Source organism: Paenibacillus albicereus, assembly GCF_012676905.1.
Taxonomy (GTDB): Bacteria; Bacillota; Bacilli; order Paenibacillales; family Paenibacillaceae; genus Paenibacillus_O; species Paenibacillus_O albicereus.
Genome location: NZ_CP051428.1, coordinates 2529114 through 2543438 on the forward strand (window position 1 = coordinate 2529114; position 14325 = coordinate 2543438).

General features: G+C 63.3%; 13 protein-coding genes. 9 read left to right on the forward strand and 4 right to left on the reverse strand.

Going from position 1 to position 14325, the window contains the following annotated elements; all coding sequences use genetic code 11:
• Window positions 1–153: 153 nt before the first annotated feature.
• The 4 genes from HGI30_RS11150 to HGI30_RS11165 all read left to right on the forward strand — a co-directional run bounded on the left by HGI30_RS11150 (window position 154) and on the right by HGI30_RS11165 (window position 4071).
• Window positions 154–876, forward strand: a complete 723-nt coding sequence (locus tag HGI30_RS11150) for a phosphonate ABC transporter ATP-binding protein (protein ID WP_168907629.1) — start codon at window positions 154–156, stop codon at window positions 874–876.
• A 76-nt stretch (window positions 877–952) separates the two neighbouring features.
• Window positions 953–1564 carry a DUF3298 and DUF4163 domain-containing protein gene (locus HGI30_RS11155; protein ID WP_168907630.1) on the forward strand — a complete coding sequence of 204 codons (612 nt, stop codon included), beginning with the start codon at window positions 953–955 and terminating at the stop codon, window positions 1562–1564.
• Window positions 1565–1588: 24 nt separating this feature from the next.
• Entirely contained in the window at window positions 1589–3199 is a 1611-nt protein-coding gene (locus HGI30_RS11160) for an amino acid permease (protein ID WP_168907631.1), read from the forward strand.
• Window positions 3200–3414: 215 nt separating this feature from the next.
• On the forward strand, window positions 3415–4071 hold the full coding sequence (locus HGI30_RS11165; RefSeq protein ID WP_235680382.1) for an MOSC domain-containing protein: 657 nt from the start codon (window positions 3415–3417) through the stop codon (window positions 4069–4071).
• A gap of 154 nt (window positions 4072–4225) precedes the next feature.
• Here the strand turns inward: HGI30_RS11165 and HGI30_RS11170 are convergent, their stop codons facing one another.
• Window positions 4226–5215 carry a YpdA family putative bacillithiol disulfide reductase gene (locus tag HGI30_RS11170; RefSeq protein ID WP_235680383.1) on the reverse strand — a complete coding sequence of 330 codons (990 nt, stop codon included), beginning with the start codon at window positions 5213–5215 and terminating at the stop codon, window positions 4226–4228.
• Window positions 5216–5371: 156 nt separating this feature from the next.
• Here HGI30_RS11170 and HGI30_RS11175 point away from each other — a divergent pair, with 156 nt between their 5' ends.
• A complete protein-coding gene (locus tag HGI30_RS11175) occupies window positions 5372–5893 on the forward strand; it encodes an ADP-heptose synthase (protein ID WP_168907633.1) in 522 nt (173 codons plus the stop codon).
• Window positions 5894–5932: 39 nt separating this feature from the next.
• Here the strand turns inward: HGI30_RS11175 and xerS are convergent, their stop codons facing one another.
• Entirely contained in the window at window positions 5933–7021 is a 1089-nt protein-coding gene (gene xerS / locus HGI30_RS11180) for a tyrosine recombinase XerS (RefSeq protein ID WP_168907634.1), read from the reverse strand.
• Between the two features lie 151 nt (window positions 7022–7172).
• Window positions 7173–8312 carry a metallophosphoesterase gene (locus tag HGI30_RS11185; protein ID WP_168907635.1) on the reverse strand — a complete coding sequence of 380 codons (1140 nt, stop codon included), beginning with the start codon at window positions 8310–8312 and terminating at the stop codon, window positions 7173–7175.
• A 184-nt stretch (window positions 8313–8496) separates the two neighbouring features.
• Here HGI30_RS11185 and HGI30_RS11190 point away from each other — a divergent pair, with 184 nt between their 5' ends.
• Window positions 8497–9009, forward strand: a complete 513-nt coding sequence (locus tag HGI30_RS11190) for a hypothetical protein (protein ID WP_168907636.1) — start codon at window positions 8497–8499, stop codon at window positions 9007–9009.
• Between the two features lie 54 nt (window positions 9010–9063).
• On the opposite strand, the gene HGI30_RS11195 is transcribed toward HGI30_RS11190, so the two are convergent.
• Window positions 9064–11379 (reverse strand): heavy metal translocating P-type ATPase, encoded by a 2316-nt coding sequence (locus HGI30_RS11195; RefSeq protein WP_168907637.1) that lies wholly within the window; start codon window positions 11377–11379, stop codon window positions 9064–9066.
• Window positions 11380–11559: 180 nt separating this feature from the next.
• On the opposite strand from HGI30_RS11195, the gene HGI30_RS11200 reads away from it, so the two are divergent.
• The 3 genes from HGI30_RS11200 (at window position 11560) to HGI30_RS11210 (ending at window position 14296) form a co-directional block, all read left to right on the forward strand.
• Window positions 11560–11982, forward strand: a complete 423-nt coding sequence (locus HGI30_RS11200; RefSeq protein WP_168907638.1) for an ArsR/SmtB family transcription factor — start codon at window positions 11560–11562, stop codon at window positions 11980–11982.
• A 112-nt stretch (window positions 11983–12094) separates the two neighbouring features.
• Window positions 12095–13033: a tyrosine-type recombinase/integrase gene (locus HGI30_RS11205; protein ID WP_235680432.1), complete on the forward strand. Its 939-nt coding sequence runs from the start codon at window positions 12095–12097 to the stop codon at window positions 13031–13033.
• A 171-nt stretch (window positions 13034–13204) separates the two neighbouring features.
• Window positions 13205–14296: a DUF4037 domain-containing protein gene (locus tag HGI30_RS11210; protein WP_168907639.1), complete on the forward strand. Its 1092-nt coding sequence runs from the start codon at window positions 13205–13207 to the stop codon at window positions 14294–14296.
• Window positions 14297–14325: the final 29 nt, after the last annotated feature.

A 14325-nucleotide genomic window follows, 5' to 3' on the forward strand; every position in this document is an offset into this window, starting at 1 on the left:
GGAGGAACGTTTGTTCCTGTTTCCATTGTAGCAAACATTTGTTCGCGTGGAAAGTGTTTTTTTAATCCCGTACACTGTTGGAATAAGGATGACAACGATTGCAGGCCGGCTGAGCCTACGAGCCGGACCGCCAGAAGGAGTGCAGCAGCAGCCATGATCCATATCGCTCATCTCAAGAAACAGTTGCCCGCCGGACCGACCGTGCTCGACGACATCAGCTTCCGCGCGGACGACGGGGAATTCATCGCCATCAAGGGAGCGAGCGGCAGCGGGAAGTCCATGCTGCTCAAATGTCTCGCGCTTCAGGAAAGCTGGACCTCCGGCTCGTACAAGGTGGACGGCAAGGAAGTCCCGACGACGTGGTCCGGGCGCTACCGGATCCGCCGCGAGGTCGCGCTGATCGAGGAGAAGCCGTCACTCCATCCCGGACGCACCGCGCTCAAGAACGTGCTCGTCGGCTCGGCGGCGCAGGCCTCGGCGCTCCGGCGTCTGACCGGCATGGTGCGCAACGACGACTACATGGGCGCGATGGACACGCTCGAGAAGCTTGGCCTGCTCGACAAAGCCCACAGCAAGGCGGACAAGCTGAGCGGGGGCGAGCGGCAGCGGGTCGCCGTCGCCAGGGCGCTCGTCCATGGCGCCAAGGTGCTGCTGGCGGACGAGCCGGTGTCCGGGCTCGATCCGCATGCGGCCGACAAGGTGCTCGGCGACCTCAAGCGGCTGTGCAAGGAGCAGGGCTTGATCGTGATCGCCGTGCTCCACCAAGGCGACTGGGCCGAGCGCTACGCCGACCGCATCATCGGACTGAGCGGCGGCAAGCTGGCGCTGCAGGTGAACGGCCGCAGGCTGACCGAACGCGAAAAGAACTTGCTGTGACCAGGCGGCATGATTTTCCGCCCTGCCTTCATACAATCGGAATGACCGATTCTATGGATATGGCAGGTGGAGAATCATGCCGTTCGTGCAACCGGCTTACGTGCACACGAGCCGCGTCGTCCGGCCGAAGACCGAGCTGCTGCTGCCGGTCGTCTCGATCGCGGGCGAGGAGGGAGCGACAGCCGCGATCAACGGCTCGATCCGTTCCGCGGCGCGGATGCTGATGGAGGAGCAGGGCTCGCTGGACGATCCCCGCTCCGAAATGCTCGGCTACTACGAGCTCAAGAACAACCAGAAGGGAGTGCTCAGCCTTTCCCTGTTCAATTACGCCTACACCGGCGGCGCTCACGGATTGACGCTGCAGCGGTCGCTCACCTTCATGGGCAAGGACGGCAAGCCGATTCCGCTCGCCGCCTTGTTCAAGCCCGGCTCCGATTACCGCAAGCGGCTGTCGGAGCTCGTCGCTCGCCAGATCAAGCAGCGCGACATCCAGACGCTGCAGCCGTTCGAGGGCATCCGCCCCGACCAGGATTATTACATCGCGGACCGCGCGCTCATCATCTGGTTCAGCGTGTATGAGATTACCCCGTACGTTTTCGGCTTTCCTTATTTTCCGATATCCGTCTTCGATCTGTCCGACCTGATCCGGGAGGAAGGGCCGCTCGGCGTGATGGACGTCAACGATTAAGAGGGCGAAGAGGGGGATCAGGACATGTGGATCGGGTTCGGCTTGTACGGGGCGGCGGCGCTGGCGTGGCTGGCCGTATTCGCGGCGGCGGAGCGGCGGCGTCAGCGCAGCGGGTATCAGTCGCTGACGCGCTATGCGGCATACATCCAGTTCATGCAGGACAAGAGAGAGTTGAACCGGCACGGATACGCGCAGCAGCTCAAAAGGGCTTTCGGACCGTTCACGGCCTTCGCCTTGCCGTTCAACGCGATGGCGCTGCTCGGCGGCGGAGCCTTGTTCCTGCATGTTGCCGGACCGGAATCGGCTGGCGGGCTCATCCTGTGGGCGTGGCCGCTGCTCGGGCTGGCGGCGTTGGCCGTCCATGCCGTATCGGCGGAGCTGCTGTCCGCCGTGCCGACAGCCAAGGGAGCGTCCCATGCGGCCGAGTGGCTGTCGGGGAAAGCAGCCGGCCGGGTGAGCGGCTTGCTGCGGCTCGGCGGCCAGTGGGCGCTGGCGGCATGGATGAGCCTGGAGGCTGCCCGCTGGATAGGCCAGTCCTGGCAAGGCTGGCTCGGCGGCTCCGCTGCCGTGGTTACGGCCGTCATGCTCGCAGTTTCGTTCGCGCTGCAAGGGCTCATCTGCCTGGCGGGCAACGGCTGGTACGGCTTTCTGCAGCGGGCGATCGCCGGCATCCAGATCGGCTGCTGCCTCCTGCTGCTCGTTCTGCTGGCGGGCGCGCTGTGGCCGAGCTACTGGCTGCCGTCGATCGTGCCGCCGCTGGAGGCAGGAGCCGGCACGGCTTCGCTGCGAGCCGACTGGGCGCTTGGAGCGCTGCTGCTTTGGAGGCTCTTCCTGTCCGGGGGAGCGGCGGAGGCTGCGGCGGAAGAGACCGTCGAGCCGCGGATGCGTCTGCCATGGGGGCAGTTCCAGTCGGCGGCCTATGTATATACGGGCGGCTACGTGCTGCTGGCTCTGGCCGCCATGTACGCTGCGGCGCGTCCGCTCGCCGGGACGGCTGGCGCTTGGCTCCACCCGGTCAACTCGGCCATCGCAAGCTCTCCGGGATCGGTGCTGGCGCTGGATGCGCTGATCGCGATCAGCCTGTTCGGCGGCTCGCTTTCCCTGCTGTTCGCTTCGACGAGGCTCGCGGGCGCTCTCGCTCGCGACAGCATGCGCCCCGCGCTGCGGCGACTTTCGGCGGTAGCCGTCAAGCGCCGCACATTCGACGGAGCAGCCGTGCTGGCCGTCCTGACGACAGCTGCGCTAGCGGCAGGGGCGGCGCTGGTTCCAGCGGCCGGCGGACCGCATGGGGCGAGCTTGCTCGCGCTCGGCGTGATGCTGCAGCATGGAGCGCTGCTCCTGCCGCTCGCCGGCCTGCTGCGCTTGCGCCGGGGCCAGGAGACGCCACAGCTGGTCCCGCTCTGGTCTCCCGGGCCCGCGCGCGCCGCACTGCGCTGGACTGCGGCGGCGGTGCTGGCCGCCATCGCGGCGGCGGCGGCGTTCTTCCAGCCCGCTGCGCTGGCCGCCGCGCTGCTTTGGCTGGCCGCCGCGCTGCTTGCCGCAAGGCCGCGCGCGGCCGCCGCAGGAGCGGCCGAACGCCGCAGCATGCCGAGCCGCCAGGACCTGCTGCAGCTGGAGCGCTCCCATCCTCAATAGCGCGGGAAATGAAGCCTCATGAGCGGCTATTTCCCGGGGAAGCGCAGAATGCAACACGAACAAAAAGGTTTCGACACGTTATGACGCAGCGGCGGCTGATCGTGTCGAGCGGATGCCGTTCGGATTGGCGACGCGAGCGGCGGGGGAGGCGGGTTGCCGGATGGCGCCCGCTTCTTTTATAATGGGCCGGAAAGAGGAAAGGAAGGCGGAAGCAGGTGGAGCAAACGGATCGCAAGGTCGTATCGGTCAATGTCGGTCTTCCGGCGGCTGTGCAGCACGGCAGCCAGACCGTCATGACCGGGATATTCAAATCTCCGTGCGAAGGAGCGGTGCGGCTCGGCAGGACGGGGCCGCAGGGGGATGGACAAGCCGACTTGAAGCATCATGGCGGCCCGGACAAAGCGGTCTGCGTCTATTCGCAGGAGCATTATCCGCAGTGGGAGCAGCAGCTGGGACGACAGCTCGGCTGGGGAGCCTTCGGCGAAAACTTGACGCTGAGCGGGATGGACGAGGCGTCGGTCGTCATCGGCGATCGCTACCGCTGCGGGGAGGCGCTCCTGGAGGTGAGCCAGCCGAGGCAGCCATGCTTCAAGCTCGGCTTGAGGCATGCCGAGCCGAAGATGACGCTCTGGGTCCAGGAAAGCGGCCGGACCGGCTTTTATTTGCGCGTCGTTGAGGAAGGGGAGGCGGCAGCCGGCATGGCGCTGGAGCTCGTCCATCGGCCGGAGCACGGCATGACCGTCGCGGAGGCCAATCGCATCTATTACACGGCCAAGAAGGATGCCCGGGCGATCCGGTCGCTGCTGGCTGTGCCGGAGCTGGCGGACAGCTGGAGGAACGCGCTGGCCGCGCGCCTTGAGGCGCTTTCCTGACTTCGGCTTGCGCGGTCCGATTTCAGGGCGGCGCTTGGGCCGCATTTTAATTTGTAAGGTGAATTATGTAAACCTCTAACCGCCTTAAATAAATTCCGGCCGAAACGTAAAATAGACCGGCCGCGCAAGCGGACCGGTCGCGAGCAAAGGCCGATCACGCTCGTCCGAGCAGATGATCGGCGATCTTGACGCCGTGGAAGCGTCCCGTCTCGATGAAAATCTCGTTCGCTTCATGCCGCGAAGCGACGACGCCGGCCAAATAAAGGCCAGGTACGTTGGATTCCATCGTGTCGGAATGAAAGGACGGGTAGCCCTCCGGCTCGATCGTCACGCCCATCGAGCGCAGGAAGTCGCGATCCGGATGGAATCCGGTGAGCGCCAGCACGAAGTCGTTCGGCAGCTCGCTCGTCTCGCCGCTCTCGCTCCGGACCACGACGCTCGCGGCGCGGATTTCCGTCACGCGCGAGTGGAACAGCATGCGGATGCGCTCCTTGCGGACGAGGCTGTCGAATCCAGGCAGCACCCAAGGCTTGATGGACGGAGAATAGTCCGGCTTGCGGTAGACGACCGTCACCTTCGCGCCGGCCCGCTCAAGTTCCAGCGCGGCGTCGATGGCCGAGTTGCTGCCCCCGATGATCGCGACGTCCATGCCGGTATAGGGATGCGCTTCGCGGAAGAAGTGGCTGACCTTGGGCAAGTCCTCTCCCGGGATGCCGATCCGGTTCGGATGGTCGAAGTAGCCGGTCGCGACGACGACGGATCCGCATCGATACGCCCGCTCCTCTCCGTGCCTCGTCCGCGTGCTCAGCGTGAAGCCGTCCGGCTGCTTGACGACGGCCTCGACTTTCTCGTAGGCGCGGATGCGGACGCCGGCGCGCAGCGCGACGGTGCGGTAATAGTTCAACGCCTCGAGGCGCGTCGGCTTCTCGTGCGCGGTCGTGAACGGCACGCCGCCGATCTCCAGCACCTCCGGGGTACTGAAGAAGCTCATGTAGGTCGGATACCGGGAAATCGAGTGGACGAGGTTCTCCTTCTCGATGATGAGGGCGTCGACGCCGCGGGCGCGCAGCTCGATCGCTGCGGCCAGCCCGCATGGACCGGCGCCGATGATGATGACTTGTTCCTGCTGCAACGTCGTGTTCAACCTCCGTTCGGACGCCTTCGAGGCGCCTGCTGTACTAGCTATTGTACCTTCGCCTGATTTTGGTGGCAACCGCCGGCCGGCTCTATGGCGAAGGGAGGATTTCATGTATAATGGAATTCACTAACACGGAATGTGGCTGATAGAGGGGGATCTGGAATGCAGCGGAGATTTGTGATTGAAGCGGTCATGGTGGCGACTTATGGACAGCTGCTCGTTCCGAGCCTGCCGGTTGACTTCGTACTGCCTTACTCCACGGTTCTGGAGCTATATGAGATGAAGGACAGCCCGGAGCCTGTCATGGACGATCCGACCGAGGACGCTTTCGTGCGGGGCAAGATCGGCGAGCTGATCCAGTTTTTCGAGGATTCGCTCAACCGCAAGAAGATCGAGCGCGCCTTGACGGTGCCGTGGAGGGAGAGCTCTCCGCTCATCCTAAGCGACCGCATCCAGTTCACGGTGGTGAACGCAGTGGACAATGCGCATTACGGGGAATATTTCGATCCGGTGGAGACGGAGCTGCTGCTGACGGCGTCCAAGTTCGACATTCCGATCCTGTCGGACCAGTACGAGTTCCAGGATCGGCTGATCGAGGCGGAGGTGCCGGTGCAGGTATTCGATATCGAGGACTTCGACTACGCGGTCGAAGAAGGCGCGCAGCCGCAGCTGTGGGACCACTAGCTGCGGCTGCTTCGTTGACCTGATGGAGCGCGGGGAGGGTCAGCCTTCCCGGCTGCGCTCGCGGTCGATCGCCTCCTGCATCGTCTTGTCTGTCAGATGGGCGTAGATTTGGGTCGTGTCCGGAGAAGCGTGGCCGAGCTGCTCCTGCGTCTTGTACAGATCATTGCGCAGATAATAGTCCGTCGCGAACGAATGCCGCAGCTTGTGCACGGACAGATACGGCTTGCCAAAACGCTTGGCGTACTTGAGGACCATCTCCTGGATGGCCCTTTTTGTCATGCGCGAGCCTTCCGTCTTGCCGTTGGCGACGGCGAGGAACAGCGCCTTCTCCTTGCGGGGAGCGGCGTAGCGGCTGTCCCGCAGCTGCAGGTAGGCGTGCAGGTCCTCCACCGCCTGCTGGCGGTAATAGACCGGCGTCTTGAACGTATCGTCGTTGCTGCCTTTGCGGTACGCATAGACGAGCTTTTTTTTGAGATCGAGATCGTCCACGTTCAGGTTGACCACCTCGGAGACGCGCAGACCGGAATGCAGGATGAGGCTGACGATGCAGCAGTCGCGAGTCGAATTCTTCTCGAAGGCGTGCAGAGCCTGCTTGCTCAGCGAAGGGTCCCGGCCGTACTCGGTCTTGACGAAGCGGAGGAATTCGTCGAGCTCCTCTTCCTGAAGCAGCTTGCCCTCCAGCTTCGCTGCCGTATCCTTGGGCTTGTGCGTGCGCTTGATCGCGACCTTGGCCATCACGTTGCGCTTGAGCAGGGGATAGAAGTCCTCGTCCTCGGCGATCTGGCTCAAGTAATGGAACAGGGAGCGGAGGGAGCTCAGCTTGCGCGAGACGGTCGTGCGGCTGTTCGCCTGCAGCGGCTTGGACGCCAGGAACATGCGGTAGCCGTCGATGCTGTCCATATGCAGCTTTTCCAGCTCTTCGAGCTTCACGTCGGACAGGGCAGGGCCTTCCGCCAGCCCTTCCGCGATCAGCCAGCCGAGAAAAGCCTCGTAATCCCGCACGTATTCGAGCAGCGAGGAGGGGGAAAGGTCCGGCAGCTTGTAGTTGATGAACTTTTCGACATACCAGGGCATGGAGGGAACGCGCCGGTCCAGCTCCATGCGGTCTTTTACCTTCAAGATGTTCATGAGCGGTTCCTCCCGTCTTTTCCTCCGTATTGTAGCAACTGCCGATTCGTCCGGCAAGCTCGCGCATGCCCAGTTTATATTCTAAGGATAGTTATGTAAACCATTAAGCACATTAAAAAACCGCTCGGTAAAACCGGGCGGTTCCTACTTGTCAAGCGGAACGAAACGTCAACGTAAGGAGCAGCGTCTCGCTGCGGCTGAACAGTCGGACTGGCGGTCCCCAGCTGCCGAAGCCGGAGGAGACGAACACATGCGTCAGCGACTTGCGCATGTAGCCCCAATCGAGCTCGAACAGGCGGCGCGTGACGAGATGGTTGGGCGCGAACTGGCCGCGATGCGTATGGCCGCAGAGAAGCACGTCCGCGCCGGCCGCGGCCGCTTCGGCAAAGCCGTACGGCTGATGGTCCAGCAGCACGATCGGCGAAGCGGAATCGATGTCCCGCAGCAGCTCGGCCGTCGGCAGCCTGCCGGCGCCGGGAAGAGATTCCGCCGTGCGGTCCTTGCGGCCGGCGATGACGATGCCTCCGGCGTCGACCCATTCGTCCTGCAGCACGGGAATGCCCGCCTGCCTCATCGCCTCGATGTAAGCCGGAATGTCTCCTCCGTAGTATTCGTGGTTGCCCAGCACCGCGTAGGTGCCGAGCGGGGCCTTCAGCTGCGAGATGACTTCCGCCATGCGCAGATGGAGGAACGGCTTGACACTGTCGTCCAGCACGTCGCCCGGCAGCAGGATCAGATCGGGACGCAGCTCCTGGCTGATGCGGACGAGCTTTCTCAGATGGCGCTTGCCGACGATGTCGCCGAGATGGATGTCGGAGGCGACGAGCAGCGTCACGCTGTCTCGATCCGGCATGGACTTGTCGACCTGTACGCTGTGGCGCCTCACGACCGGGCTGAGCGCGTTGCGCGTGCCCCAGGCGAGCAGGACGAGCAGCAGGCCCAGCACGGTCCAGCCGGCCGCGCCGGCGTAGGCATCGAGCGAAACGCCGGCCGCGCGGGCCGCGAGCCAGCCGAGATCGGCGAGCGGCAGCAGGAGGATGAGGTATTCCAGCACGACGATCGAATAGGAAGCGGCGGCTTTGAACAAGCGAGCCGGCAGCGCTCCCCAGAAGCGGACGAGCGCCATGGCGAGGAAGTACGAGACGGACGCGAACACGACGGCCGTCCACATGCCGAGTCCCGGCGACAAGCTTTGGCTGGAGAGGAATAGCGAGAGATTCCACCCGATATAATAGATCAGGGCGGCGTACGTCACGAGGATGGATACGAGGGCAAGCCATCGGCGGCTCATGCGGGCATTCTCCTTTTTTTGCGATGCTACCGATAGCGTAACGGTTTTTGTAACTTTGTTGCAACTTATCGCGAGGCAAGCCCGTTTATACTAGTACCAACAGCTGATTCACCCCTTGCTGCCAAGGGTAATGAAGCTCAAGCTCTTGTCACAAGTCCTAGCTTTCCGAAAGGGAGACGAGCACATGAAAAAAGGTCTCATCAGCGTTCTTGCTACCGCTACGATTTTATTCTACTTCATCTCCACGGCCAATGCCGTCGGCGGAGACTATCAGCCGGTTCAAAAGACGGCCGACACCCAAACCGATTACATCGAATCCATCACGCATAAAGAAGGCAAATGGTACATAACGGTCGATCCGATCGAATGGTACGAAGGCAAGGCGGCCGACGAGCAGTTCCTGAAGCGCGAGGCGGACAGCGGCCTGGACGGCGCGCCGGACGGCTACTATATCGTCAATGACGATACGGCGACCCAGACGTTCGAGCTCTCTCCGGAAGCGGCCGTGCTCATGCAGCTGTACGATCGCACAGGAGATCCGGCCGAGCTGGAGACGCACTGGAACGAGTCGGTCGCTCTGGACGAATTCGCCAAGCTGTATGCCAAGAACGACGTGCTCGACCTTGCCGATTTCCCTTATCATCTGACCGTCAAGGACGGGGTCGTGACGAAGATCGTGCAGCAGTTCATTCCATGATGCGATAAGCGCAAAAAACCTTCGGCCTGAACGGGCCGAAGGTTTTTTGCGCGCTTATGATGCGGCGGCTCGTTCAGGCGCCGGACGATCGGATGTGCGGCGGGAAGGAACGAGCAGCAGCAGGCTGACGAGAGAAACGAAGATCGTCGCGCCCATATCCGACAGGATGGCGATCCAGAGCGTGAGCCATCCGGGTATCGTCAGCAGCAAGGCGAGAAGCTTGAGGCCGAGCGCGACGCTGAGATTGAAGCGGATGATCCGGTTCGTGCGCTTGGCGATACGGATCGCTTCGGGCAGCTTGCCCAGATGATCCTGCATCAGCACGACATCGGCGGTTTCGATCGCGCTGTCCGTGCCTTTGCCCATCGCGATGCCGAGATCGCAAGCCGCAAGCGCCGGCGCATCGTTGATGCCGTCGCCGACCATCGCGACTTTGCCTTCGGCTTTGAGGCGGCGGACGCGCTCGACCTTGTCGGCGGGCAGCAGGCCTGCTGCGGCTTCGTCGACGCCGGCGGCCGCGGCCATGCGCCGAGCGGCTGCTTCGTGATCCCCGGTCAGCATGACGGTGCGGGCGATGCCGACGCGGCGCAGCCCGCGTACGACGCCCGGCGTCTCCGGCCGCAGCTCGTCGGAGATGCCGAACAAGCCGAGCATCCGGCTCTCGTCCGCCAGCGCGACAAGCGTCAAGCCCTGCTCTCGATAGGAGCGGAGCGTCTCACCCGCTGCTTCATGCGGCAGGATGCCGAGCTCTTCCAGCGCGGCGGGGCTGCCGAGCGCGTACTTCACGCCGGCCAGCTCCGCGGCAAGCCCTTTGCCGGGCGAGGCCGTCGTCTCGGCAGGCTCGTATGCGATGCCGCGCCCCTCGATATAGGAGAGCACGGCCTTGGCCAGCGGATGAGCGGAGCCGCTCTCCATGGCGGCCGCCACGGGCAGGAAGCGGTCGTCCCAGCTCGCGGCCTCGGCGACATGAGGCTGCCCTTTCGTCAGCGTGCCGGTCTTGTCGAAGGCGATGATGCGGATCCGGCCGAGCTGCTCGAGATGGGCGCCGCCTTTGACCAGAATGCCTTCGCGCGCGAGGCGCGTGATGCCGGCGAGAATGGCGACGGGGGAGGACAGGATGAGCGCGCACGGGCAGCCGACGATAAGCACCGCGAGCCCTTCGTACAGCCAGTGCCGCCATTCCCCGCCGAACAGCAGCGGAGGGACGAGCATGACGAGCGCGGCGACGATCATGATGGCCGGCGTATAATAGCGGGAGAAGCGGTTGATGAACAGCTCGGTCGGCGTCTTGGACTCCTGCGCCTCCTGAACGAGCTGAAGGATCTTCGCCAAGGAGGACTCCGCGTACGATTTCTCGATCCGGATCGTAAGGCTCCCCTCTTGGTTCAGGCTGCCGCCGAACACCGGGTCGCCGGGCTTCTTGTCGACCGGGATCGGCTCGCCGGTGATGGCCGCCTCGTTGACGGAGCTGCTGCCCGAGACGATTTCGCCGTCCGATGGAATCTGCGAGCCTGCCGGTACGAGCACCGTCTGGCCCGCGGCCAGGCTCGCGACCGGAATGCGCCGAGTCTTGCCGTTCTCCAGCAGCAGCGCCTCCTTCGGCGCCGCCTCGAGCAGGCGGTCCATCGACTCGCGGGCGCGGTTCATGCCGAGCCCTTCGAGCAGCTCGTTGATCCCGAACAGGATCGCGACGAGCGCCGCTTCCTTCCACTCCTCGATGGCGACGGCCCCGATGAGCGCGACGGTCATGAGCGTGTCGATCGTGAAGCGGAGTCTCGCCAGATTGCGCAGCCCTTTCCAGAATGTCCGCCAGCCGCTGAGCGCGATCGCGCCGAGGTAGAGCGGGATGGACACGGCGTCCGGTATGCGGTCGCCGAGCAGGACTGCGGCCAGCAGCAGCGCGAGGCTGATGCCGAGCTGGATGTAAATGCCTCGTCCGGAGGCGTGGTCGTGATCGTGATCGTGCCCATGGGCATGGTCGTGATCGTGGTCATGCTCATGGCCATGTGCGTGGCCCTGGGCGGCTTTCGCTTCGGAAGCGGAGGCACGACGGGCATGCTGGGCATGAGCTTCGGCTTGGGCCTGGTCGGGAACGGATGCAGGGTCATGCCCATGGGAATGCTCCGCCGCGCAGCAGGCGGCGTGGCTTTCTGTCGGAGCGGCGGCAGCCGCGCGTTCCGCTGCGATCGCCGCGCCGTCGGTCTTCAATATTTTGCGTACCTTGTCCAGAGGCACGCGCTCGTCCAGGACGAGCCGCGCGGAAGAATAATGAAGCACGGCCGAATCGCCGTAGGGAAGCTTGCGGATCTGCCGCTCCATGTCTGCGGCGCAATTGCCGCAGCTGAGGCCTTTGAGTCGATATTCAAGCATGGGGCATCGTCCTTCCTCTTCTTACGCATGAATACTTGCTCATATAATATGATTGATTCCCGCGATGGTCAACCGATTCGGGCGATTGTCCCTAAAAAGTAATGATGTCCGTAAAACTTCCGTTTAATGCCGGCGATTGGTATAATGAAAGGCAAGGGAACGGATCGGAGGCTGAAGTGGATGAATACGAATGGGAGAAGCCCGAAGGCCGTTCAAGACGATACGGCTGACTGGCGCGAGGACGAGCCGGGCGAGCTGGAAGGCGAGCATGCGGCTCCCGAGCAGCCCCGCGATCTGAGCGCGGTCAAGGCGGCCATGCTCGACGACCGCTCCGCGCTGCAGCTGGCCGATTGGCTCAAGGCGCTCAGCGACCCGACGAGAGTCAAGCTCGTCGACGCGCTCATGCACAGCGAGCTTTGCGTGCACGATCTGACCGTGCTGCTGGGGATGAACCAATCTGCCGTCTCCCATCAGCTGCGCTATCTGCGCAACATGCGGATCGTCAAGCGCCGCAAGGAAGGCAAGACGGTGTACTATTCGCTTGACGACGATCACGTGGAGCAGGTGTTCCGTCAGACGCTCGAGCATGTCCGGCATTCCTAAGCGGAGGAATGCCGTTTTTACGGGCTCGGAAGTTGCGTGAAATACATATTTTACGCAACTTCGATTCTAAGAGACTTTTATCGCCTAGGTAAAGGAGTGGGGAAGGTTGTCCGTGACGGTGCATGAGCTGCAAGAGGCCTATGGCGAAGAGCTGGAGCTATTCCGCATCTGGATGAAGAATCAGGGCATGACGCTGTCGACGGAGAGGGCTTATCTCGCCGACGTCCGGCAATACCTCGCGACCCTATACCCCGGATCGCTGGAGCGGACCGGCAAGCTGGACATCATGCGCTATCTGTCGGCGAGCCGCGAGCGGGGAGCGGGAGACGAGGCGCGCAATCGCAAGCTGAGCTCGCTGCGGGCGTTCTACCGGGCGCTGAACGAGATGGACCGGCTGCACGCCAATCCGGCCGCGCTCACGCCCAAGTCGCGCCAGCAGAAGAACCGCATCCCGTCCTACCTGGACGAGGACCAGCTGCAGGAGCTGTTCGGCCATGTGGAGGGCAAGCACCGGGAGCGCAATCTGTCGATCCTGCTGCTCATGGCCTATGCGGGACTGCGGGTCGGGGAAATCCATCGGCTCAATGCGTTCGATCTGAAGCCGGACGGGACGTTGTCGGTGCTGGGCAAAGGCCGGAAATGGCGCTATCTGCCGCTCCCGGACGGGCTTGTCCGGCTGCTGCGGCGCATGGAGGACGACAGCCGCGTCCCGGCGCGGCCCAGCAAGGAGCAGCCGATGTTCGTCAGCCAGCTCGGACGGCGCTTGTCGGTCCGCATGATCCAGACGATCGCGGACCGCACGCTGCTCCGGCTGCAGGGCGAGCGTCCGGAGCTGGCGATGAAGAAGCTGTCCAGCCACAAGCTGCGCCACAGCTTCGCGACGATGCAGATCCGCAGCGGCACGGACATCCGTACGCTGCAGGAGCTGCTCGGCCATGCGAGCATCGAGACGACGCAGATCTACACGCATATCGACAACGCGCAGATGAAGACGGCGATGGAGCGCATGTCCGCCAAGCTGCCGGAGCTGCGGGAGAGCCGTCCTCGCTGAGCGGGCCGAGGCTTGCCGAATGACGGGGCCTGATAGCGAAAAACAGGAAATGCGTAATGGGCATGCCCGAGGGAGACTTCGGTTATAGCTGTTTCCGCTCTGTCGAGGAGGATGTTTTCGTGTTCAAATGAAGAGTGCGAAGAGACAGGAGTAGGAAAGGAGCTTCCGCATATGGCCGAATCGCCATTTAGGAAAGGAATCGAGCTCTGCCGTCGCTACCACCGCGACATCATCGAGCCGTTCATGGCAAGTCGATACCCGCACTTGGCCTACTCCTCGGCATTGCTCGGGCCGGGCAGCGAGGTGCTCGGCTATGACACCGAAATGTCGGCGGACCATGATTGGGGTCCGAGGGTCGGGCTATTCGTCAGCGAGTCGGACCGCGAGAGGATTCAGCCGCTAAGGCAAGCTCTGGACAGGCTCGCTCCGCAGACGTTTGAGGGCTATGCCGTCGAGGCTGGTAAGACCGTGGCGACGACGGTCACAGCCTTTTTGGACGACCTTCTTGCGGTTGACTCTGCTCGCTTGGATCCCCTGGACTGGCTGACGATCCCTTCGCAATCTCTTCTCGAGATCACGAAAGGCGCCGTCTATCGGGACGACAGCGGCCAGCTGGCCGCCATGCGCAGGCGATTCCGCTATTATCCGCATGATATCTGGCTGTATATGCTCGCTGCCGGCTGGCAGAGGATCGGCCAAGAGGAGCATCTGATGCTCCGCTCCGGCTATGCAGGCGACGAATTGGGATCGGCGGTCATCGCTTCTCGCCTCGTGAGGGACGTCATGAATCTCTGCTTCCTCATGGAGCGCGAATATGCGCCTTACCCGAAATGGTTCGGCACGGCGTTCGGCCGGCTGAAAAGCGCCGCCCCTTTGCTGCCGCTCCTCTGGAGCGCCCAGACCGCGACGGCCTGGAAAGAGCGCGAGCAGGCTTTCAACGACGCGTACCGCATCCTTTCCGGCATGCATAATCAGCTGGGGCTTACCGCGCCTGTTCCAGAAGCAGCCTCCGCCTTCTACGATCGCCCTTTCCGGGTGATGGACGGCAGTTCGGTGGCGAGCCTCCTGATCGAACGGATCGAGGATGCAGGCATCCAGGCGCTGGCGCGAACGCGCCTGATCGGCAGCATTGACCAGATCAGCGACAACACCGATTTCCGCATGATGGCGACGCGAACGCAGAAGGATGGCCGTAGGGACAGGAGCGGCCTGCAGCATCTGTACCGAGGCGAGTCCAGCTCCGAGGCGGATGAGGTGAATTGAAACAGACAGGTCCGGCTGAAGCCGGACCT

Coding starts and splice junctions, on each gene's coding strand:
- HGI30_RS11150 (WP_168907629.1), top strand. CDS start 154: ATGATCCATATCGCTCATCTCAAGAAACAGTTGCCCGCCGGACCGACC.
- HGI30_RS11155 (WP_168907630.1), top strand. CDS start 953: ATGCCGTTCGTGCAACCGGCTTACGTGCACACGAGCCGCGTCGTCCGG.
- HGI30_RS11160 (WP_168907631.1), top strand. CDS start 1,589: ATGTGGATCGGGTTCGGCTTGTACGGGGCGGCGGCGCTGGCGTGGCTG.
- HGI30_RS11175 (WP_168907633.1), top strand. CDS start 5,372: ATGCAGCGGAGATTTGTGATTGAAGCGGTCATGGTGGCGACTTATGGA.
- xerS (WP_168907634.1), bottom strand. CDS start 7,021: ATGAACATCTTGAAGGTAAAAGACCGCATGGAGCTGGACCGGCGCGTT.
- HGI30_RS11185 (WP_168907635.1), bottom strand. CDS start 8,312: ATGAGCCGCCGATGGCTTGCCCTCGTATCCATCCTCGTGACGTACGCC.
- HGI30_RS11190 (WP_168907636.1), top strand. CDS start 8,497: ATGAAAAAAGGTCTCATCAGCGTTCTTGCTACCGCTACGATTTTATTC.
- HGI30_RS11195 (WP_168907637.1), bottom strand. CDS start 11,379: ATGCTTGAATATCGACTCAAAGGCCTCAGCTGCGGCAATTGCGCCGCA.
- HGI30_RS11200 (WP_168907638.1), top strand. CDS start 11,560: ATGAATACGAATGGGAGAAGCCCGAAGGCCGTTCAAGACGATACGGCT.
- HGI30_RS11210 (WP_168907639.1), top strand. CDS start 13,205: ATGGCCGAATCGCCATTTAGGAAAGGAATCGAGCTCTGCCGTCGCTAC.